Source organism: Pseudoalteromonas sp. 2CM28B, assembly GCF_023161935.1.
Window position 1 is genome coordinate 263,913 of the sequence record NZ_JALNTH010000006.1, and the last position, 21,282, is coordinate 285,194.

Sequence of the window (21,282 nt, forward strand, 5' to 3'; positions counted from 1 at the left end):
ATCCGACACCGTATTTAATTGTAAATTGGCATCCACCATTAAGGTGTGTAATAAATAGGTGACTCAGGCCCTACTGGCAAGCCTAAAGCAAACACCCATACGTAAAATAAAATGACCCAACCGATAAAAAACACAATACTGTATGGCAACATGGTGGCCACTAACGTTCCTATACCCATGTCTTTTTTATATTTAACTGCTACCGCTAAAATTAAGCCAAAATAGCTCATCATTGGGGTGATTAAGTTAGTCACAGAGTCACCAATACGATACGCCGCTTGAATGGTTTCTGGCGCGTAACCAATAAGCATAAGCATAGGCACAAAAATAGGGGCTGTAATCGCCCACTGCGCCGATGACGAGCCTAAACTCAAGTTAACCATTGCACACATTAATATAAACAATACAAACACTTCTGGGCCGGTAAGGTTTAACGCTTGTAATAGTGCTGCACCATTAATTGCCAAAATAGTGCCTAAATTAGTCCATTTAAAAAAGGCCACAAACTGGGCTGCAAAAAATACTAATACTATATATAAACCCATTGAGCTCATGCTTTTGCTCATTGCGTTAATAATGTCTTTATCGTTTTTCATGCTGCCAACAACACGCCCGTAAACAAAGCCTGGCACACTAAAAGTTACAAATATAATTGCGACTATTCCTTTTAAAAAAGGCGAGCCTGCCACTTGGCCTGTTTCTGGGTGGCGTAAAATACCATCGGCAGGAATAATCGTCCAAGCAAATAACGACAGCACCACTAATAGAGCAACACCCGCCCATTTTAGACCGGTTTTTTCTAACGCGGTAAGTGTATCAATATTGTTTTGTGACAAGTCGATACTGGCTTCATCGGGGTTATATTTACCTAAACGCGGCTCTACTATTTTTTCGGTTACGAGTGTACCCAGTGCGGCAATAAGTAATACTGATATCATCATGAAATACCAGTTAGCCTCGGCGCCAACCTCGTACGTTGGGTCAATCATTTGCGCTGCAGGCGTAGTTATACCTGCTAATAATGGGTCTATTGTGCCAAGTAGTAAATTAGCGCTATAGCCGCCAGAAACACCGGCAAAAGCAGCCGCTAAGCCAGCTAAAGGGTGGCGCCCCAAACTATGAAATATCATGGCTGCAAGCGGAATTAACACCACATAGCCAAGCTCAGAAGCTGTGTTAGACATTATGGCCGCAAACACCACCATAAAGGTAACTAAACGCTTTGACGCGCCCATAACCATGCCTCGCATAGCAGCAGAGAGTAGCCCTGAATGCTCTGCAACACTTACCCCAAGTAGTGCCACTAAAACAGTGCCTAAAGGCGCAAAACCGGTAAAGTTAGTAACCAAGCCAGCCATAATACGCTGTAGCCCCTCAGCACTGAGTAAACTAACAACTTCAATTACTCCATCAGGCGCACGCCCTGCTGCCCCAATCGGTCTTGGGTCAATTGCGCTTAGCCCAAACCAATCGGCAATACCACTTATTAGCACAATTGAAACCGCAAATATCGCAAATAAAGTAATGGGATGAGGAAGCATATTTCCTAAAAACTCAACGGTTGCTAAAAAGCGATTAAATAAACCGTTATTGTCTTTAGGTTGATTATTAGGTGAGTGTGTGGAGTCTGTCATACTTGGCTCTATAAATTACAAAATTGCGCTAACCTAGCATTGTTTGCAAAAGAGATCATGTATAAAAGGTAAATGACGTGTAGGTTTTAAGTTTAAAAAGCGCTGCTTGAGTGTATTGGCTTTTGTGGATTGAAGTTTTTTCAGTCTTGCCATATCACCCAGAGCAGCGCATATCTGGTATTTGTAAGCGCTTATCACCTATTAACAGGCAATAAGCTCATTAGCTAGGCGCGGCTTTGCCTAACGATAAACAGATTTTAGCGCTTTTAATATTTTAAGCTTGCTCTATTGGTTCTAGTTGTAGTTTAGCTGCAATAAGAACGGCTTGAGTACGGTTGTAAACGCCAAGTTTTCTAAAAATTGCGGTAATATGTGCTTTGACTGTTGCCTCAGAAATATGTAGTTCGTACGCTATTTGTTTGTTTAGTAACCCTTCATGAAGGTATTGCAATACACGATATTGCTGCGGCGTTAACGATGCAACCTGCGCGGCAATTTCTCTGTCTTCTCCTTCTATTTCGGCTACTTTATTTTTTAACTCTTTTGGAAGCCACGTATCGCCTTCTAGTATTTGGTTTATAGCATTAGCAATATCATCTGAAGATGATGACTTAGGAATAAAGCCCATTGCGCCATAACCCATTACCTTAGACACTATGTTTATGTCTTCACTTCCTGAGACAACCGCTATGGGTAAGCTTGGGTAGTCTTCGCGAATGCGGATCAGGCCATATAAATCACCATTACCTGGCATGTGTAAATCTAGCAGTAATATATCAAGATCTTCTTGTTCGCTAAGTACTTGCAGTGTGCTGTCAAAATCTGATGATTCAAATACCTCTAAATCGTCAAACTTAGCACTTAATGCTCCTTTTAGTGCCTCGCGAAATAACGGATGATCATCCGCTATTAAAAACTGACTCATGGTTCGCTCCTAATAAATTCGGCTGCCAATAAGGTATAAAGTACTTACTGACAGCCGATATACTACGTTTAGAATCAACTTGTAATCAAGTTTTTAACGCGCATTTAACGATTTAATCGGTTTTCTATGAGCTCATCTACCACGGTTGGGTCTGCAAGTGTTGATGTGTCCCCTAGCTGTTGATGTTCATTTGCGGCTATTTTACGTAAAATTCGACGCATAATCTTACCTGAACGCGTTTTTGGTAAGCCAGGCGACCATTGAATCATATCAGGGGAAGCTATTGGGCTTAGCTCTTTACGTACCCAATTACGGACTTGAGTTGTCAGCTCATCACTTACAGTAACGCCTTCATTTGGCGTAATGTAAACATAAATACCTTGGCCTTTAATATCATGCGGATAACCTACTACGGCGGCCTCTGCTACAGCTTCATGCGCTACTAGCGCGCTTTCTATTTCAGCGGTACCTAAGCGATGCCCTGATACATTAAGCACGTCATCAACACGCCCTGTGATCCAGTAATAGCCATCTTCATCACGACGACAGCCGTCACCTGTAAAGTAAACACCGGGGTAAGCACTAAAATAGGTTTGTTCAAAACGTTCGTGGTCGCCATAAACAGTACGCGCTTGTGAAGGCCAGCTATCTAATATCACTAAATTACCGTCAACGGCACCTTCTAGTGTATTACCCTCTGCATCAAATAGAGCCGGCGCAATACCAAAAAACGGATGCGTTGCTGAACCTGGCTTAGTTTGGGTGGCACCAGGCAGTGGGGTGATCATAATGCCGCCCGTTTCGGTTTGCCACCACGTATCTACGATTGGGCAATTAGCATTACCAATATTTTCGTAATACCACGTCCATGCTTCAGGGTTGATGGGTTCTCCCACCGAGCCTAAAATGCGTAAACTTTGACGATTAGATGACGCGGTTGGCTCATCGCCTTTGGCCATTAACGCTCGAATAGCGGTTGGTGCAGTATATAAAATGGTTACGCCGTGCTTATCAATCACCTCACCCATGCGCCCTGCGGTTGGGTAGGTAGGCACACCTTCAAATACCACTTGCGTACAGCCATTAACCAGTGGGCCATAAGCAATATAGCTGTGGCCGGTGATCCAACCTACATCGGCGCTACACCAATATACGTCGTCTTCTTGTAAATCAAATACGTATTCGTGGGTCATTGATGAGTAAACTAAGTAACCCCCTGTAGTATGCACAACCCCTTTTGGTTGGCCGGTAGAGCCCGAAGTATATAAAATAAAGAGTGGATCTTCTGCATTCATTGGCTCCGGTTCGCACTGCGCCGGTTGGTCGGCAACAAGCTCATGCCACCAAATATCGTGCTCGTTCCAATCAACTTCGCCACCGGTTAGCTGATGTACAATAACGTGTTCAATGCTTGTCACCGACTCTTGTGCTACGGCTTCATCAACATTCGCTTTTAAAGGAACACAATTACCAGCTCGGCGGCCTTCATCGGATGTGATCACCACTTTAGCGCCTGAATCTTTAATTCGATCTGCAATGGCAGAGGGAGAAAAACCACCAAATACAACCGAGTGAATAGCACCAATACGTGCACAGGCCTGCATGGCGTAAATGGCTTGCGGCGTCATCGGCATATAAATAGCAACTCGGTCACCTTTTTGTACGCCCAGTTTTTTTAAACCATTAGCAAAGCGCGCCACTTCATCATGTAATTGTTGGTAGGTAATATTTTCACTTTGGTTTGGGTTGTCTCCTTCCCAAATAAGCGCAACTTTATCGGCTTTGGTTTTTAAATGGCGGTCAATACAGTTATAAGAGGCATTTAAAACGCCATCTTCGTACCATTTTATATCGATATGGCCTTTATCAAATGAGGTGTTTTTTACTTTAGTATACGGAGTAAACCAATCTAAGCGCTGGCCATGTTCACGCCAAAACCCTTGTGGGTCATCAATCGACTGTTTGTAGAGTGTATTATATTTTTCGTTATCAACTAACGTCGTTTTTTCAATATGTGCAGGAACAGGATAGATACTTTGTGACATCTCAGTCTCCATTTTAATAACTTGCCATGATTAAAGGATTACTCAGCAGTACTTTATTAAGTATTAGACCTTAGTTGTACAACCCTTCTAATTAACATTTTGTGGTTTATAATCTCGCCGCTCATGACTTTTTTACATAGAAATACAGTATGTTAAATATAAGTAAGTGGCCATTGAATTACTCTTAAACCTTCGTCTTATAGACCAATAGGTAATTGAGTAAATTTTGCACATATTTAAAAGTGGTTTTCGGACATTAAAAAATAATGATGCAGCCATGCAAGTTAAACACTTATTTAACGAACTCATAGCGTGATGCAAGATAAATAAATTTTTATTCGTAAGTAATACCTGTAGCAAGTAATACATTTGAACGTTTAAAAAGCAACAAACAACAAGTAGCCTTTAAAGGACACCACAATGAAATTTACCCCATTAAAAACTCTTGCAGCGAGTGCTGTATTATGTGCTTTAACAAGCACAGCTTATGCGGCAACTGCAGCTAAAGTAGGTAACACCGAATTTACTTACGGCGGATACATTAAGCTAGATACAATGTGGAGTGATTACTCTGCAGGCGCTCCTGATGGCTCAAATGTAGGGCGTGATTTTTACGTACCAAGCACACTGCCAGTAGGCGATGACGATGATTCGGATGCCGTATTTGATATGCATGCACGTGAGTCACGTTTTAACTTTGGTACGTCAACGTTAATGGATAACGGTAAAACAGTTAAAACTAAAATTGAGTTAGACTTTTTAGCATCTGCACCTGGCGGTAACGAGCGCGTATCAAACTCTTATGCTCCACGTATTCGCCATGCATTTGTAACTTACGATGGCTGGTTATTTGGTCAAACATGGTCAAACTTTCAAAACGTGGGTGCACTTGCAGAAACACTTGATTTTGTAGGCCCTGCTGAAGGCACTGTTTTTGTTCGCCAAACGCAAATTAAGTACACAACCGGTGCTTGGTCGTTCTCACTAGAAAACCCAGAAAGCACAATTACCACTCAAGGTGGCGCACGTGTAGAAACAGATGATGCGTCACTTCCTGATTTTACTGCGCGCTACACACACAACGCCGATTGGGGTAACTTTGTAGTTGCAGCACTTGCTCGCCAACTTACTTATAAAGTAGGCGATGTTGACGCTGATGAAACCTCCTTTGGTATTAGCGCTTCGGGCCGTGTAAATTTTGGCGAAGACTATCTTAAATTTATGCTTACACAAGGTAAAGGCCTTGGCCGTTACGTGGGCTTAAATGTTGCCCATGGTGCAGTGCTTAATGGCGATGAACTAGATGCAATAGACTCAACATCTGGTTTTGTTGCTTATCAACATAAATGGACAAGCCAGTGGCGCTCAACTTTCTTATATTCTTTCTTTAGTGCTGACAACAACACCGATCTATTAACAATATCAGGCGACCCTGTTGAATCAAGCCAAAGCTTTAGTGCAAACATTTTATACTCACCGGTTAAGCGTTTAACATTTGGTGCAGAGTTTAAACATGCCGAGCGCGAAACAGAAAGTGGTATTGACGGCGATTTAGAGCGCTTACAATTTTCTGTAAAATACAATTTTTAATTAAACATAGTGATCACAATAAAGCGGCTTAGGCCGCTTTTTTTAGCTATACAATTTGAACTTTGTTTAAAAGGTTTAATAGTACTGTGATAGTAATGGTATTTAAGGGTGCTTTTTTGTCTGAGATTTTCAGTAAATTAAACACGGTTAGCGATTAAACAAGCTTAAATAGCAGCATTTGGAAGAGCTCAGATAAAAGTTTGTACAGAAATAACACTCTCTTTGCGATTAAGTAATATTACCTTAGCGCTAAACTAAGTGGCTATTTAGTTGCTAAAATCCACTAAATTCCCACAATTTCGGATAACTATTAATTATTTTGCACAAACAACAAACACGTTATTGAAAATCACTCTCATTTAGATTATGTTATGCACTTCTTTTTTGAACCTATTGGAAAAACACATGTCGTCCCAACAAATTTTGCGTTTATCTAAGCTAAGCCTTATTACTTCACTTGTTTTATCTGGTCATGCATTTGCACAAGAAACTACAACAAATACAGATGACTCATTAGAAAAAATAGCAGTATATGGCCAGCATCATAAAAACTACATCACCGAAGATGCGCAATCTGCTACAAAATTAGGCCTAACAATCAAAGAAACCCCACAAAGTATTTCTGTTGTTTCTCGCGCTTTAATGGATGATTTTTCATTAGATGATATTAACTCAGTGCTAGAGAGCACCCCCGGTGTAACTGTAGAACAAATAGAAACTGACCGTACTTATTTTAAAGCCCGTGGCTTTGAAATAACAAACTTTCAGGTTGATGGTTTAGGCATCCCTCAAAGCTCAGGCTCTATTCAGGGCACTTTAGATACGTCTATTTACGACCGTGTAGAAATTGTACGTGGTGCAAACGGCCTTATGACTGGCGCAGGTAACCCATCAGCAACCGTAAATATGGTATTAAAAAAACCAACTTACATAACTCAAGCGCATGCATCTGCATCGTATGGTTCATGGAACAACAAACGTTTAGAAGTAGATGTTTCAACGCCAATTAACGACGACCACGCTGTACGCGCCGTATTTACCAAGCAAAAAGCGGAGTCATACCTAGATCGTTACGAAACAGATAAAACAATTGCTTATCTTGCTTACGAAGGCAAGCTAACCGACGACACGACATTAAGCATCAACTATGTTAACCAACAAAAAGATGCCGATAGCCCACTTTGGGGCGCACTCCCTCTTTATTACACCGATGGCACAGCAACAAACTACGACGCCTCTACAAGTACGGCATCTGATTGGTCTTACTGGGATAACAGCGCTGAGCAAGTATATGTAACACTTGAGCAAAACCTATCGGCTACGTGGGTTGCAATAGCGCGTTATGCACACATAGAAAACGAGCAAGACTCAGAACTATTTTACGTATTCGGTACACCAGATAGCGAAACTGGCCTTGGTTTAACCGGTTACGCAAGCCGTTACGACTACGAAGATAAGCACGACCTGTTTGATTTATACGCCAGCGGTAAATTTGATTTATTTGGCCAAGAACACGACCTGTCATTTGGTGTTAGCCAAGCAAAAATGGACTATAACGAACAGTCGCTTTACGATTACACCACGGGCAACGGCTTCCCAGCCATGCCTTCGCTTGATACGTGGGATGGCGTAGTACCTGAAGCAACCCTTGCTGATGGCTTAAATGGCAGTGACATAGAAAACAAACAGCAATCAGCTTATATATCTACACGTATAAAGTTAGGTGAACCATTAAGCGTACTAGCCGGTGTGCGTTACACTGATTGGGAAACTTCTGGTAGTGCTTATGGTGTAGAACAAACACGTAACGACAGCGAAGTTATTCCGTATGTTGGAGCTGTATACGATTTCAATGAATCACTTTCAGCTTATGCAAGTTACACTGAAACCTTTGTGCCGCAAAAAGAACTAGATATCAACAATGAGCAGCTTGCACCAATAACAGGTAAAAGTAGCGAGATTGGTTTAAAAGCACAGCTTTTAGACGATCAAGTATTTGTCACCTTTGCATACTTTGATGCAAAACAGGAAGGACTTGCCGTTGAAATAGCAAACACAGCACCAAATTCTCGTTACTATGCCGCTGATGGTATTAACAGTGATGGGTTTGAAATTGAGCTAAGTGGTAAAGTAACCGACGATTTAAGTGCAAGCATCAGCTTTAGTAACTTAAGTATTGAGGGTGATGATTTAGTTGAAGATTACACGCCAGAGAATCAGCTAAAACTGGCTGCAACTTACCAAGTTCCATTTGTTGAAGGCTTAACTTTTGGTGCAAATTATCGTTGGCAAGACTCGGTTAGCCGCGTACAAGTTGAAGATGCAACCGGCGCTGCACTTGTAACCACGAACCAAGATGCTTACGGTATTCTTGATTTAATGGCTAACTACAAAATTACAGAAAACGTTGGGGTTACTTTTAACGTTAATAACACCACAGATGAAAAATACCTACACAGCCTATACTGGGCTCAAGGTTATTACGGTGCGCCGCGTAACTACGCGCTATCTGTAAACTGGCAGCTATAAGTCGCTTTTTTAAAGTACGGCTTTTAAAATTAAACGGCACTTTTTAGTGCCGTTTTTGTTTTAAGCCCCTTTAAGTTAAAGCGCATATCCACCCTTCTTGCGCTATCTACCTTATGCAAAGTACTAGCAATACCATGCTTTTATTACGCGCCTCAATTAAAACGCGAACTTGTTAGCCAGCCTCACTGTAAATATGGCTAAGTGCTATTTAAACTGCATCTGTTAAAGCTTGTAAGGTTATAGTTTTAGCGTGCTTTAAACACAAAAAGGCGCTAACCATTGCTGGTTAGCACCTTTAAAGCTCGGGTCAAATCAAGCTTAGAGAACGTTTACACTTAAAGGTCAGACTCAGCGCCTAATACGTCTTCGCCATCTTCTGGCTCAACCGTTGCTTTTAATAGCAACATATCACGTAACTTACCTTCAATTTCATCTGCAATTTCTACGTTTTCTTTCAAAAACTTAATAGAGTTTGATTTACCTTGGCCTACTTTATTGCCGTTGTAGCTGTACCAAGCACCTGCTTTTTCAACAATTTTGTGCTTAACACCTAAATCAATTAACTCACCTTGTTTAGAAATACCTTCACCATACATAATGATGAACTCAGCTTGTTTAAACGGTGGTGCAACTTTGTTTTTAACTACTTTAACGCGGGTTTCGTTACCGACTACCTCATCGCCTTCCTTTACAGAACCAATTCGACGAATATCAATACGCACTGACGCGTAAAACTTAAGTGCATTACCACCGGTTGTTGTTTCAGGGTTACCAAACATTACACCAATTTTCATACGAATTTGGTTAATGAAAATACATAGCGTGTTAGAACGTTTAATATTACCTGTAAGCTTACGTAGTGCTTGCGACATTAAACGTGCTTGTAAGCCCATGTGCGAGTCGCCCATGTCGCCTTCAATTTCAGCTTTTGGTGTAAGCGCTGCAACAGAATCGACAATAACAACATCTACAGCACTTGAACGTACTAACATGTCACAAATTTCTAGTGCTTGCTCACCGGTATCTGGCTGAGAAACTAACAGCTCATCAATGTTAACACCTAACTTTTGTGCGTATACCGGATCAAGAGCATGCTCAGCATCAACAAAGGCACATGTTTTGCCTTCTTTTTGAGCCTGCGCGATAACTTGCAAAGTAAGCGTTGTTTTACCTGAAGACTCAGGGCCATACACTTCAACAATACGCCCCATAGGCAAACCGCCTATGCCTAAAGCAATATCAATCCCAAGTGAGCCTGTAGATACAGCATCAATATTTAGGGCTTTGTTATCGCCCAGTTTCATAATTGATCCTTTACCAAATTGACGCTCAATTTGTGATAGTGCAGCGTCCAGCGCTTTTTGTTTATTATCGTTCATTCTGTTCTCCAAATCCGGCTAATGCGAACAAGTATACTGTATGAAATCACAGTATCAAGTGAAATTTATAATTTTATCTTCTCGATCGTACTTTTCAATGCAAATTCAATAGCTTGCATTCTAACTTGCGCTCTATCGCCGTTAAATATTTGCTTAAACGTAAATTGTTCATTGGCAATTTGTATGCAAAACCACACAAAGCCAACTGGTTTATCGGACGTAGCGCCACCTGGACCTGCAATGCCCGAAATTGCCACTGCAACATCAGCTTTGGCTACGCTTGCGGCACCAAAAGCCATCTCTTTTACTGTTTGCTCACTCACCGCACCAAATTGCTCTAGCGTAGTATTGGCCACATTAAGCAGTTCATGCTTAGCTTCATTACTATAAGTAACAAATGCGCGGCCCAAATAACCTGAGCTACCTGGCGTATCTGTAAGCGCATAACTCACCCCGCCACCAGTACATGATTCAGCGGTAGTGATCCATAAGCGTTTATCCGTTAAAATAACGCCCAATTGCGCAGCAAGTGTTTTAATCTCTTGATGTAATTCCATATTCAGCCTTTGGGTAAATACATGTCGTTTGATCTTTATGCACCGCACACTATAAAACAACAAACCCCTATGATGCAGCAGTATCTAAAAATAAAATCAGAGCATCGCGATATTTTATTGTTTTATCGTATGGGGGATTTTTATGAACTCTTTTTTGACGACGCTAAACGCGCGGCCCAACTACTCGATATTTCGCAAACGCATCGCGGTAAAGCCGGCGGCGATCCTATCCCTATGGCGGGTGTCCCTTATCATGCAGTAGAAAACTATTTAGCTCGTTTAGTGCAAATGGGCGAATCGGTTGCTATATGTGAGCAAGTTGGCGATCCTGCAACCAGTAAAGGGCCAGTAGAGCGCAAAGTCGTACGTATCGTTACTCCGGGTACTATTTCAGATGAAGCGCTATTGCAAGAACGCCAAGATAACTTACTCACTAGCGTATGGCAAAATAAAAAAGGGCTATACGGTATTGCCTACCTTGATATAAATTCAGGGCGTTTCAACGTAGTTGAAGTTAACACCGACGAAGCATTTACTTCAACCCTACAGCGCTTAGCACCCGCTGAGCTTTTATACTGTGAAAGCTTTGAAAACACACACTTAATTGAGCATATAAAAGGGGCACGGCGACGCCCTGAGTGGGAGTTTGACCTAGACACCGCTCAACACTTACTGTGCGAGCAGTTTGGCACCAAAGATTTAGTGGGTTTTGGTGTAGATAAAGCGCATGCTGCTTTGGTCGCTGCGGGTTGTTTAATGCAATACGTAAAAGATACACAGCGTATTGCCCTACCTCACATTCGCGCTATTACGCTTGAGCATAACGAGCACGCAGTTATATTAGATGCAGCAACGCGAAAAAATTTAGAACTAACCGTTAATTTATCGGGCGGCTTTGAAAACACCTTAGCGCAGGTACTTGATAAAACCGCTACGGCCATGGGGTCGCGTTTACTTAAACGCCGTATTCATACACCTGTGCGTAATAAAAATGAGCTTAATTCACGTTTAAATGCCATTAGCGCTATTTTAGATGTGCAGTTATATGGCGAGTTACACGACTCATTAAAAGAAATTGGTGACATAGAACGCGTAATAGCACGTCTTGCTTTATGCACCGCACGCCCGCGCGATTTAACCCGACTGCGCAGTGCCCTACAAGCACTCGCACCACTGCACGCATTATTAAACGATGCTAATGATGAGCGTATCGCTAGCATTGTTCGCCATTCTCCAGAGCTGCCTGAACTACAAGCTTTACTTGAGCGTGCTGTTATTGATAACCCACCGGTCCTAATTCGCGATGGGGGCGTTATTGCACCAGGCTACAACAGCGAACTCGATGAATGGCGAAACTTGAGTAAAGGCGCTACTGATATACTTGAGCAACTAGAACTTAGAGAGCGCGAGCGCACCGGGATCAGCACATTAAAAATTGGCTATAACAAGGTACATGGCTTTTTTATCGAGGTAAGTCGTGCAAATTCACACTTAGTACCTGCTGATTATATTCGCCGCCAAACGCTTAAAAATAATGAACGCTACATAATACCTGAACTAAAAGAGCACGAAGACAAAGTGCTTGGCAGCCAATCAAAAGCTCTTGCGCTTGAAAAACAATTATATGAAGAGCTATTTGAGTTTATAGCCCCGCATATTGAACAGCTTCAAATGATGGCTGGCGCATTAGCTGATTTAGATGTATTGAATAACTTAGCAGAGCGAGCCCAAACGCTTAACTATGCTAAACCACAGCTATGCGATGATGACAATATAAGTATTAAACAAGGTCGCCACCCTGTGGTAGAGCAAGTAATGAAAGAACCTTTTATTGCCAACCCTGTGGAGCTAAATAGCCAGCGTAAAATGTTGATTATCACCGGTCCAAACATGGGTGGTAAATCAACCTATATGCGCCAAACAGCACTTATCGTATTGATGGCGCATATTGGCTGTTATGTCCCTGCTGATAGTGCAAAAATTGGTAATATTGACCGTATATTTACACGCATTGGTGCAAGCGACGATTTAGCCTCTGGTCGCTCTACTTTCATGGTAGAAATGACAGAAACCGCCACAATATTAAATAATGCAACTGCGCAATCTTTGGTATTAATGGATGAAATTGGCAGAGGTACCAGTACCTACGATGGCTTGTCACTTGCTTATGCAACGGCTGATCATCTGGCACAAAAAATATCTGCTAAAACATTATTTGCTACGCACTACTTTGAATTAACGGAACTTGCTGAGCAAAAAACTGGGCTGGTGAATGTGCACTTAGATGCCATAGAGCACAACGACACCATTGCATTTATGCATACTGTGCTTGATGGTGCAGCAAGTAAAAGCTTTGGCTTACAGGTCGCAGCGCTTGCCGGCGTGCCTAAAGCCGTGATAGCCCAAGCAAAACAAAAGCTTAAACTGCTCGAAAACCACCAAAGTGTAACAGCGCCTAATGCTGAGCAGCAGGCGTTTTCATTTGCTAATGAGTTACCTGCGCCTGAGCCTTCTGAAGTTGAGGAGCAGCTCGGTGCCATTGACCCTGATAACCTATCGCCGCGTCAAGCACACGAACTTCTTTATAAATTAAAGGCTCTGCTTTAAATATAGCTAACTTGAGCGGTGGTTAAGAAGCTGATAACACAGTGAATAGTATTTCTTGGGGGTCGTAAGACATAAAAAAAGCTGAAGGTTTTATCCTTCAGCTTTTAAACACATAGACAGTATAAAAGGGAGTTACGAGAACTGGTCAAACAAACTTTCTGTGCTTAACCCTTCTTGTTGTAAAATATCTTTTAAACGACGTAATGCTTCTACCTGAATTTGTCTTACGCGCTCTCGTGTTAAACCAATTTCGCGGCCAACATCTTCAAGTGTTGATGGCTCATAGCCAAGTAAACCAAAGCGACGCGCTAATACTTCACGTTGTTTAGGGTTTAACTCACCTAACCAATCAACAATATGTTTGTTAATATCATTGTTTTGAACTTCGCCCTCAGGGCCTGCGCTTTTTTCATCGGCAATAATGTCTAACAGTGCGCTGTCGTTCTCACCGCCAATTGGCATATCAACTGAGGCAATTTTTTCGTTTAAGCGTAGCATTTTAGTTACGTCTTCTACGGGTCTACCTAAGCTTTCAGCAATTTCTTCAGCAGTTGGCTCATGGTCTAGCTTTTGTGTCAGCTCGCGTGCTGTACGCAAGTAAACATTTAATTCTTTAACTACATGTATTGGCAGGCGAATTGTGCGCGTTTGATTCATAATGGCGCGTTCAATTGTTTGGCGTATCCACCACGTTGCATAAGTCGAAAATCTAAAACCGCGCTCTGGGTCAAACTTTTCAACAGCGCGAATTAAACCTAGGTTACCTTCTTCAATTAAATCTAGAAGTGCTAATCCTCGGTTGTTATAACGGCGGGCAATTTTTACAACTAAACGTAGGTTACTTTCAATCATACGCTTGCGAGATGCTTCACATCCACGTAGCGATTTGCGGGCAAAAAAGACTTCTTCTTCAGCGCTAAGTAGGGGAGAAAAACCAATTTCTCCTAAATAAAGTTGGGTTGCATCAAGATTTTTAGTTACTTCCTCTTTTGCAAATATCTCTTCTTCGTTATCAACCTCTTCAAGTAATGCTGCAGTTTCTTCTACTGCGGTGTCATCAAATTTTTCGTCGGTGGTGTTTTTGTCAAGTTTTGCTGCGTTAGCCATAAGCCTTCTCCCGAGCAATTATCAATACCTAAAAATTAGGGAAGGTATTTAGCAGGATTGACAGCTTGCCCACGGTAGCGAATTTCAAAACGAAGCGCAGTGACCGAAGATTCTGACTTGCCCATTTCTGCTATTTTTTGTCCTGCCTTAACTTTCTGCTTTTCTCTAACAAGTAGTTTCGAGTTATGTGCATAAGCACTTAGGTAATCATCATTATGTTTCAAAATGATTAAATTACCGTACCCTCGAAGCGCATTACCCGCATACACCACCGTTCCTTGTGCTGCGGCTAAAACTGAAGCCCCTGTACGGTTAGTAATCTGTAAACCCTTGTAACCGTTTTCCTTATTAGAAAAGCGTTTAGTCACTTTGCCCTTTGCAGGCCAAAACCACTTTACTTTACTGCTCGACGAAGGTTTAGCATTACTAACTATTTTATTGGCTTGTTTTCGAACATACTCTCGTTGTTTCGGCTGATCAAGATTTTTCTTTAATTTTTTGTTAGTTTTTTGTTTTATTTTAGTAGATGCTATTTTTTGTTTAACGGGTGAATTGCTAGCAATCGCATGACTACTGGTGGCTACAAGCGAAATAACTTGCCCAGGATAAATAACATAAGGTGATGGAATTGAGTTGTTTTTTGCAAGTGTTCTAAAATCTTTGCCTGCACTAAAGGCAATGGAATATAAAGTATCACCCTTTTGTACTGTGTATTTATTGCCATTAATGTTAATACCTTTTTGGAAATCATTAACATTAGTATTGAGGCTGCTAACAGGAGCAGGAATATGGCGAGATGAACACCCCGGAAGCAAAACAGCAATAAATACAACTACATATAATACGTACTGACTATTCAAGGTGTTTTGCTCCGAAATTTAAAAAGTACTACTTTTGCTAATTAGCGTAATAAAAAGTAAGCAACCGCTATTAATATAACTAAACCCCAGCCAAGTACTTCAACATATTGACGTAATTTTTGCTCCATTTTAACCCCGCCCCACTTCATTAAAGCAGAAACTAAAAAGAAACGCGCACCACGGCCAACGGCAGACGCTATTAAAAATGGTAAAAATGCCATTTGTAATACCCCTGCACCAATAGTAAATACCTTATAAGGGATAGGTGAAAAGCCCGCTAAAAATACCACCCACACGCCATACTCTTTAAACCATGTAAGCGCTGTTTCAAATTTTTCTTGCCAGTGCACCTGCTCAATAAAGGGCTGTACAACAGGCTCAAATAACCAGTAACCTAAAAAGTAACCTACAATCCCCCCAAGTACTGAAGCAACTGTTGCAAAGCTTGCAAAGCGCCACGCTTTACTTGGCTGAGCAAGCGACATAGGAGCAAGCATTACATCTGGTGGTACCGGAAAAAAAACAGACTCAGCAAAGCTCATGGCTGCTAAATAGCGCTCAGCAAAGCGGTGTTTTGCCCACACTAGGGCCATATCGTATAACTTAGTAAACAATTTCAACGTGAATTCCTATTCAATATCACCAGGGACGAGAGGGACAAACCGAACTGGTGCAATAACATGCTCTGTGAAGCTATCGCCTTGGCGAATAACCATGGTTAATTTTTGTTCTTGCTCTCCAATGGGGGCAAGGAGTACACCGCCATCAGCTAGTTGTGCAAGTAAGTCTTGAGGTACTTTCGATGCGGCCGCGGTAACTATAATACCATTAAATGGGGCCTGCGATTGCCAGCCTTGCCAGCCATCTGCGTGTTTCATGGTTACATTGTATAAATCAAGTTGATGTAAACGGCGTTTAGCCTGCCATTGCAGTGCTTTTATACGCTCGACCGAATACACCTTATTAAAACACTTGGCTAACACTGCGGTTTGATAACCAGAGCCTGTGCCAATTTCTAACACTTTGTCGCGTACGCCAGCCAAATGAAGCAGCTCGGTCATACGCGCCACAATATAAGGCTGCGAAATAGTTTGCCCTTGCCCTATTGGCAACGCCGTGTTTTCGTACGCCTTGTGTTTTAGTACATCATCAATAAAGGCATGACGTGGTATATCAGCAATGGCTTTTAATACCTGTTTGTCTTCTACCCCTTCTTGCTCTAACAGCTTAGAAAGCGCAATAGCACTGCGCGAGTAATTAGCCAGCACGGTTTATCTCCATTTCAGCTAACCACTGCCCAACCGCTTCAATACTTTCTTTTGCTGTCATATCAACACTTAACGGTGTAACTGAAGCATAGCCATTATTAACAGCGTAAAAATCAGTGCCCTCACCGGCATCGCTTTCAATACCAAGCGAGCCATACCAAAAAATATCACGCCCCCATGGGTCAGTTTGTTTGGTCATGGTTTCGGCTTTATGTCGAGCGCCTAAACGCGTAACTTGCACCCCTTTTAGCTCAGTTAGAGGTATATCGGGTACATTTACATTGATAATTTGATCTTTAGGCAGTGGGTGCGATGCCAGCCCTTTAATTATGTTAACGGTCACAGCTGCTGCGGTTTCAAAGTGCTCACCATGGTGCGAGCAAAGCGACACGGCAATAGCAGGCAAGCCTAAATGGCGCCCTTCGGTCGCCGCTGCCACAGTGCCTGAATACAATGTATCATCGCCCAAATTAGCGCCGTGGTTAATACCTGCTACGACTAAATCAGGCGTTTCATCTACTAACTGATTAACCCCTAAATGAACACAATCAGTAGGCGTGCCATTAACCGATATAAAGCCGTTTTCAAGCGTGGTAGAGCGCAGTGGGTTTATTAACGTTAACGAGTTACTGGCACCACTACAGTTACGATCAGGGGCTACAAGGGTTACATCGGCAATTTGCGTAAGAGCCTGGTATAAAACAGCAATCCCTTTAGCGTTTACACCGTCGTCGTTACTTAGCAGTATCTTCATTTTGACTGTCCTTTTCTTTTCGCTCATTAGGGCTTGCATCGGTGTAATCCACCAGCTCACGTAAAAGTGCGGTAGCAAAACACCCTTTAGGCAATCCAAAGCTTAATTTTAAAGTCGTTTCGTCTAGTGTTTCTATGGTTAAATCTTGCGGAATGAGGCGCAGCATACGGCGCTCATTTTTAAGGCCTAATTCGCCTAAGCCCTCACACCATGCTTGGTATGGTTTTAGCCATATTTTTTCTTGATCAGTTAAGCCCTTTTCGCTTTTACCAACCATAGGAGCCGACATCATAATATCGCCAGAGGCTAAACGTGCTATGTTTTCATCGCTTATTGCATCTTCAAAAAATGCGTTACTACCGCTTAGCATAAATACTTCACGGTGCATGGTTTTAGCTAACCCATGCTCTTTAACACGTAAGCTCACTATTTGATTAAATACATGTGAACGGGCAGCGGAGATAATAATACCGCGTAGTTTTTTATCGCGAATGCGCTCGCCGGCAAACATTTTTTCGGCCATAACTAAATTATGCCCATCGCGGCCAAAGCGCTGCTCGCCAAAGTAGTTAGGCACACCCGCACGTACGGCATTAATGCGGCATAAAATATCAAGCGGCTGGGTTACATTACGAAGCGTAATTGTGAATCGGTTTCCTTTGTGGCAACCGGTGCGTAATTTACGTTCGTGGCGCTGTTGCGAAACCACAAAAATGCTGTCGCTATTGAGTTCACTAAAATCAATGTGCTTTTTAATGGGTACTTTTACGCTAAACCATTGGCTACACACGCCGTGACGGTCTTTCATGCCAGCATAGCTTACTTCGCGCGGTGACACTCCAGCCTTTTGTGCAATTAACTTGGCCACATATTGCGTGTTTTCACCTTTTTTAACGACCTGTAAGCATACATGCTCACCACTGCCGGTAAATTCTATGCCGAGGTCTTCATCAACCATAAAATCTTCAGCAACGGTTTTAAAGTCTGCTTTTGAAAGGGGTGCACCGTATAGGTAATTTAAATCGCTCATGCGTTTGCTGTACTCTCAGGCGCTTTGCTCATAATAACCACCGCATGGCTAGAAATACCTTCTTTACGCCCTTCAAAGCCGAGCTTTTCAGTGGTGGTCGCTTTAACATTGATTTGTGAAAGCTCGCAATTTAAATCGCTGGCTAAATTAGTGCGCATAGCGTGAATGTGTGGCAACATTTTAGGAGCCTGCGCCACAATAGTGACATCGCCATTGCCCAGTACATAACCTTGCTCTTTGGCTAGGCCTACAACATGGCGAAGTAAAATACGGCTGTCGATATTTTCATATTCGCTCGCCGTATCCGGAAAATGCTTACCAATATCGCCCATTGCCAACGCGCCTAAAATAGCATCGCATAATGCATGAATAGCAACATCGCCATCTGAGTGTGCTAAAAAGCCCTGCGGGTAATCTATTTTTTCGCCGCAAATTGTTATTGGGCCTTCGCCACCAAATTTGTGTACGTCAAAACCATGGCCAATTCGAATCATAATGCTTGCTCGTTTTGTTGTTTGTTTAATAAAAACCCCGCTAGGTCTAAATCCTCCGGCGTGGTTATTTTAATATTGTCGCTGCGCCCTGTAATTAGCTTAACGGGTTTATTTGCCCACTCAATGGCACTGGCTTCATCGGTAATAGTTACGCCCTCACAAAGCGCACGTTGCAACGCATTTTTAAGCTCGTCATATTTAAAAAACTGCGGTGTAAGCGCTTGCCATAAATCATCTCGAGGCACGGTTTGCTCGCTATGCGTGTTACCACGCTTTATGGTGTCTTTTACCTTGCTTGCTAAAATACCGCCTTCGTCGTCGGCTATACAATGCGCTATTAAGGTTTCAATATCGTTAATAGTGACTAAGGGCCGGGCTGCGTCGTGCACCAGCACCCATTCAGGAGGGTTATTTTCTAAAAATAATAGGCTATTAAGTACTGAGTCTGCTCGCTCTTGCCCGCCGCTGGCGCGTAAAATTCGCGAGTCTATATGCGCAAGCGAGTCAAAATAAGGGTCAGTTTGACTAACGGCTACAACTATTTGGCTTAAGCTTTGTAATTGCGAAAGCTTACAGAGCGTATGCTCTAAAATAGTTTTTCCTGCCAATTTAATATACTGCTTAGGTGCACTGTGCTGCATTCTGCTGCCTACGCCGGCAGCGGGTACAATGGCAGCTATTGAATTATTATTTTTCATGTTGTTTGCCCGGTAAAACACGTATAAATGTTTCATCCGGTTTAATCATTCCTAATTCGTTACGAGCGCGCTCTTCTATGCCTTCTTGGCCAAGCTTTAAATCTTCTATGTCGGCGGTAAGTACTTTATTGCGCTTAATTAGTTTTTCATTAGTTTGTTGATGAGAAGCCACGGCTGCTTTTAAACGCGTATAGTCTTGCACCCCGTTATGACCAAACCAAAGTCGGTATTGTATAAACAGTGCTAAGCACAACAGGCCAAGCTGAAAAAACCGCATTTAACACTCCCTATTCGTTTTTAAATAAAATTAGGCTCGTGGGCGTTTTATATTACGCCAATTAATATTACCCGCTAATAGCATTTCTCTAAGTGAAAGCAACCTAGGTGCGCAGCGTTTTGAAAATTGCCACTGATGCCCGCAACACGCCGCTGTTAAACTCATTTTACTGGGTTTTACCAACTGCGTATTTGCTTGCTCTAGGCCCTTGCCAAAAAAATCAAACCAGCCTAGTTCATTACAGTGCAGTTTATTGTCGCTTACTTGATCTATGCTGTCTATTCTTAGCCTCACTTGGTCATGGCTATTTATTAACACCGGCACTATTAGCCCCACTTGGGCATATTTTTTATAAAAAAGTTCATTTGCCTGAGCGTTAACCTCTGGCGGTGTTGGCTTTTGTTTTTCAAGCCAAGAGCCATTTTGTGAGTCGAGCGTAAACGGCGAACTCCCATTGGCAACCAAAGTGGCCGCCCGTTCTATATAATACGGTAAGCTTTTTAATTGACGGCGTAGTTTATCGGCATTAGGCTCAGCAACTAAGCGCTGTACCTCTCGCTGATAAAACGCATTGCACAATTGTGCATACAGCACTTTTTGCGCATCACTTTGCCATATTTCTTGCTGCTGAGCTGCAAGTGGCTGACTCTTCGCTACCAATAGTTATACTCAAAAAACAATTAGGTAGCTGTTTTATAGCACAATAGCGGCTATTTTTTAAGCGTACTAGGCAATTTAAGCGCTTGGCTTTTCACCTAATTTAGCAATGCCGCTTTCTAAAAATTGCACCACGGTATTACGCTTTTTACCAATTAATAAACTGCCATCAGCTAAAAACATAAAGTTTTGCCAATTACGTTTAAATACATCAAAGGTGGTTTCTATAACGTTATCGCGTGCCATACAAAAATAAACGGTGGTATTAGCCTGCCAATCTAAATGATCCAAAATGGCTTGCGGTAAGCTTTCGTCGCCATTTTCCCACGCATCTTCCCAATTTACTTCATCGCTAAAGCTTTCTTCTTTACCGCACCAATCAGTTTTATCAAAAAAATCGGGGTGGTCGAACTCGCGGCTCACCATAGTGCTCCAAAGCACCGCAGCACGTTCGCTGGTCATTGGCTTAATACGCGCAGCGTCTTCTTCAGATACAGGGAGGTCCTTATGACGAAAAACCCAGGCTTTTTTGTGATCATCGAGCGAAATATAATTCATAGTGTTGGTGTATTCTTTGGCATAATAAAAAGCAAACGCAATTATACAAGAGATCAAAACATGACTACAGCAATAAAACCGCTTTCCCTCAAACCAGGGATATATCAACACTACAAAGGCCCACAATACAAAGTATTTTACGTAGCAACACACAGTGAAACCGACGAGCAACTAGTTATATACCAAGCCCTGTATGGCGACTACGGCATGTGGGCACGCCCACTAAGTATGTTTTTAGAAACCGTTGAAAAAGATGGACACACTATTCCACGCTTTGCCTACCTTGGAGCTGCAGATTAACTATGGCATTATA

Annotated in this window: 20 protein-coding genes; 4 read left to right on the forward strand and 16 right to left on the reverse strand. The window is 42.2% G+C overall.

Features of this window, described 5'->3' with window-relative positions:
* Positions 1-38: 38 nt before the first annotated feature.
* The 3 genes from MTN96_RS11450 to acs all read right to left on the reverse strand — a co-directional run bounded on the left by MTN96_RS11450 (position 39) and on the right by acs (position 4,604).
* Positions 39-1,634 carry an AbgT family transporter gene (locus MTN96_RS11450; protein WP_054982716.1) on the reverse strand — a complete coding sequence of 532 codons (1,596 nt, stop codon included), beginning with the start codon at positions 1,632-1,634 and terminating at the stop codon, positions 39-41.
* 274 nt (positions 1,635-1,908) lie between these two features.
* A complete protein-coding gene (locus tag MTN96_RS11455; protein ID WP_004586197.1) occupies positions 1,909-2,559 on the reverse strand; it encodes a response regulator transcription factor in 651 nt (216 codons plus the stop codon).
* Positions 2,560-2,663: 104 nt separating this feature from the next.
* On the reverse strand, positions 2,664-4,604 hold the full coding sequence (gene acs / locus MTN96_RS11460) for an acetate--CoA ligase (protein ID WP_024033109.1): 1,941 nt from the start codon (positions 4,602-4,604) through the stop codon (positions 2,664-2,666).
* Positions 4,605-5,024: 420 nt separating this feature from the next.
* Between acs and MTN96_RS11465 the strand changes: the two genes are divergently transcribed.
* Both MTN96_RS11465 and MTN96_RS11470 read left to right on the forward strand, forming a co-directional pair.
* Complete coding sequence (locus tag MTN96_RS11465; RefSeq protein WP_004586195.1) at positions 5,025-6,194, forward strand: DcaP family trimeric outer membrane transporter; 1,170 nt, start codon at positions 5,025-5,027, stop codon at positions 6,192-6,194.
* Positions 6,195-6,599: 405 nt separating this feature from the next.
* Entirely contained in the window at positions 6,600-8,723 is a 2,124-nt protein-coding gene (locus MTN96_RS11470; RefSeq protein WP_248531621.1) for a TonB-dependent siderophore receptor, read from the forward strand.
* Positions 8,724-9,058: 335 nt separating this feature from the next.
* On the opposite strand, the gene recA is transcribed toward MTN96_RS11470, so the two are convergent.
* Together recA and MTN96_RS11480 are read right to left on the reverse strand one after the other, a co-directional pair.
* Positions 9,059-10,102, reverse strand: a complete 1,044-nt coding sequence (gene recA, locus MTN96_RS11475) for a recombinase RecA (RefSeq protein ID WP_004586193.1) — start codon at positions 10,100-10,102, stop codon at positions 9,059-9,061.
* A 65-nt stretch (positions 10,103-10,167) separates the two neighbouring features.
* Complete coding sequence (locus MTN96_RS11480) at positions 10,168-10,659, reverse strand: CinA family protein (protein WP_004586192.1); 492 nt, start codon at positions 10,657-10,659, stop codon at positions 10,168-10,170.
* Positions 10,660-10,680: 21 nt separating this feature from the next.
* On the opposite strand from MTN96_RS11480, the gene mutS reads away from it, so the two are divergent.
* Positions 10,681-13,266 (forward strand): DNA mismatch repair protein MutS, encoded by a 2,586-nt coding sequence (gene mutS / locus MTN96_RS11485; RefSeq protein ID WP_248531623.1) that lies wholly within the window; start codon positions 10,681-10,683, stop codon positions 13,264-13,266.
* A 132-nt stretch (positions 13,267-13,398) separates the two neighbouring features.
* On the opposite strand, the gene rpoS is transcribed toward mutS, so the two are convergent.
* The 11 genes from rpoS to MTN96_RS11540 form a co-directional block, all read right to left on the reverse strand.
* The gene (gene rpoS, locus MTN96_RS11490) at positions 13,399-14,373 is read right to left on the reverse strand and encodes an RNA polymerase sigma factor RpoS (protein ID WP_024033114.1); all 975 of its coding nucleotides are present in this window, start codon (positions 14,371-14,373) and stop codon (positions 13,399-13,401) included.
* A 35-nt stretch (positions 14,374-14,408) separates the two neighbouring features.
* Complete coding sequence (locus MTN96_RS11495) at positions 14,409-15,233, reverse strand: peptidoglycan DD-metalloendopeptidase family protein (RefSeq protein ID WP_248531626.1); 825 nt, start codon at positions 15,231-15,233, stop codon at positions 14,409-14,411.
* A 41-nt stretch (positions 15,234-15,274) separates the two neighbouring features.
* Positions 15,275-15,853 (reverse strand): YqaA family protein, encoded by a 579-nt coding sequence (locus MTN96_RS11500; RefSeq protein WP_248531628.1) that lies wholly within the window; start codon positions 15,851-15,853, stop codon positions 15,275-15,277.
* 9 nt (positions 15,854-15,862) lie between these two features.
* Entirely contained in the window at positions 15,863-16,501 is a 639-nt protein-coding gene (locus MTN96_RS11505) for a protein-L-isoaspartate(D-aspartate) O-methyltransferase (protein ID WP_004586187.1), read from the reverse strand.
* Complete coding sequence (surE, locus tag MTN96_RS11510; protein WP_054982722.1) at positions 16,491-17,255, reverse strand: 5'/3'-nucleotidase SurE; 765 nt, start codon at positions 17,253-17,255, stop codon at positions 16,491-16,493. The genes MTN96_RS11505 and surE overlap by 11 nt, the downstream gene beginning before the upstream one ends.
* Complete coding sequence (truD, locus tag MTN96_RS11515; protein ID WP_054982723.1) at positions 17,236-18,285, reverse strand: tRNA pseudouridine(13) synthase TruD; 1,050 nt, start codon at positions 18,283-18,285, stop codon at positions 17,236-17,238. The genes surE and truD overlap by 20 nt, the downstream gene beginning before the upstream one ends.
* A complete protein-coding gene (ispF, locus tag MTN96_RS11520; RefSeq protein WP_096041260.1) occupies positions 18,282-18,779 on the reverse strand; it encodes a 2-C-methyl-D-erythritol 2,4-cyclodiphosphate synthase in 498 nt (165 codons plus the stop codon). The genes truD and ispF overlap by 4 nt, the downstream gene beginning before the upstream one ends.
* Entirely contained in the window at positions 18,776-19,477 is a 702-nt protein-coding gene (gene ispD, locus MTN96_RS11525; protein WP_248452033.1) for a 2-C-methyl-D-erythritol 4-phosphate cytidylyltransferase, read from the reverse strand. The genes ispF and ispD overlap by 4 nt, the downstream gene beginning before the upstream one ends.
* A complete protein-coding gene (gene ftsB, locus MTN96_RS11530) occupies positions 19,467-19,754 on the reverse strand; it encodes a cell division protein FtsB (RefSeq protein ID WP_004586182.1) in 288 nt (95 codons plus the stop codon). The genes ispD and ftsB overlap by 11 nt, the downstream gene beginning before the upstream one ends.
* A gap of 30 nt (positions 19,755-19,784) precedes the next feature.
* On the reverse strand, positions 19,785-20,414 hold the full coding sequence (locus tag MTN96_RS11535) for a hypothetical protein (RefSeq protein WP_096739193.1): 630 nt from the start codon (positions 20,412-20,414) through the stop codon (positions 19,785-19,787).
* 75 nt (positions 20,415-20,489) lie between these two features.
* The gene (locus MTN96_RS11540; RefSeq protein WP_024033120.1) at positions 20,490-20,969 is read right to left on the reverse strand and encodes a DUF2947 domain-containing protein; all 480 of its coding nucleotides are present in this window, start codon (positions 20,967-20,969) and stop codon (positions 20,490-20,492) included.
* Positions 20,970-21,029: 60 nt separating this feature from the next.
* Here MTN96_RS11540 and MTN96_RS11545 point away from each other — a divergent pair, with 60 nt between their 5' ends.
* Positions 21,030-21,269 carry a DUF1653 domain-containing protein gene (locus tag MTN96_RS11545; protein WP_248452032.1) on the forward strand — a complete coding sequence of 80 codons (240 nt, stop codon included), beginning with the start codon at positions 21,030-21,032 and terminating at the stop codon, positions 21,267-21,269.
* Positions 21,270-21,282: the final 13 nt, after the last annotated feature.

Bases quoted from the DNA above. Each gene is read 5' to 3' on its own strand.
- ispD (WP_248452033.1), bottom strand. From the start codon at position 19,477: ATGAAAAATAATAATTCAATAGCTGCCATTGTACCCGCTGCCGGCGTA.
- ispF (WP_096041260.1), bottom strand. From the start codon at position 18,779: ATGATTCGAATTGGCCATGGTTTTGACGTACACAAATTTGGTGGCGAA.
- MTN96_RS11465 (WP_004586195.1), top strand. From the start codon at position 5,025: ATGAAATTTACCCCATTAAAAACTCTTGCAGCGAGTGCTGTATTATGT.
- MTN96_RS11540 (WP_024033120.1), bottom strand. From the start codon at position 20,969: ATGAATTATATTTCGCTCGATGATCACAAAAAAGCCTGGGTTTTTCGT.
- ftsB (WP_004586182.1), bottom strand. From the start codon at position 19,754: ATGCGGTTTTTTCAGCTTGGCCTGTTGTGCTTAGCACTGTTTATACAA.
- truD (WP_054982723.1), bottom strand. From the start codon at position 18,285: ATGAGCGATTTAAATTACCTATACGGTGCACCCCTTTCAAAAGCAGAC.
- MTN96_RS11470 (WP_248531621.1), top strand. From the start codon at position 6,600: ATGTCGTCCCAACAAATTTTGCGTTTATCTAAGCTAAGCCTTATTACT.
- acs (WP_024033109.1), bottom strand. From the start codon at position 4,604: ATGTCACAAAGTATCTATCCTGTTCCTGCACATATTGAAAAAACGACG.
- surE (WP_054982722.1), bottom strand. From the start codon at position 17,255: ATGAAGATACTGCTAAGTAACGACGACGGTGTAAACGCTAAAGGGATT.
- MTN96_RS11450 (WP_054982716.1), bottom strand. From the start codon at position 1,634: ATGACAGACTCCACACACTCACCTAATAATCAACCTAAAGACAATAAC.
- MTN96_RS11545 (WP_248452032.1), top strand. From the start codon at position 21,030: ATGACTACAGCAATAAAACCGCTTTCCCTCAAACCAGGGATATATCAA.
- MTN96_RS11480 (WP_004586192.1), bottom strand. From the start codon at position 10,659: ATGGAATTACATCAAGAGATTAAAACACTTGCTGCGCAATTGGGCGTT.
- rpoS (WP_024033114.1), bottom strand. From the start codon at position 14,373: ATGGCTAACGCAGCAAAACTTGACAAAAACACCACCGACGAAAAATTT.
- MTN96_RS11455 (WP_004586197.1), bottom strand. From the start codon at position 2,559: ATGAGTCAGTTTTTAATAGCGGATGATCATCCGTTATTTCGCGAGGCA.
- mutS (WP_248531623.1), top strand. From the start codon at position 10,681: ATGTCGTTTGATCTTTATGCACCGCACACTATAAAACAACAAACCCCT.
- recA (WP_004586193.1), bottom strand. From the start codon at position 10,102: ATGAACGATAATAAACAAAAAGCGCTGGACGCTGCACTATCACAAATT.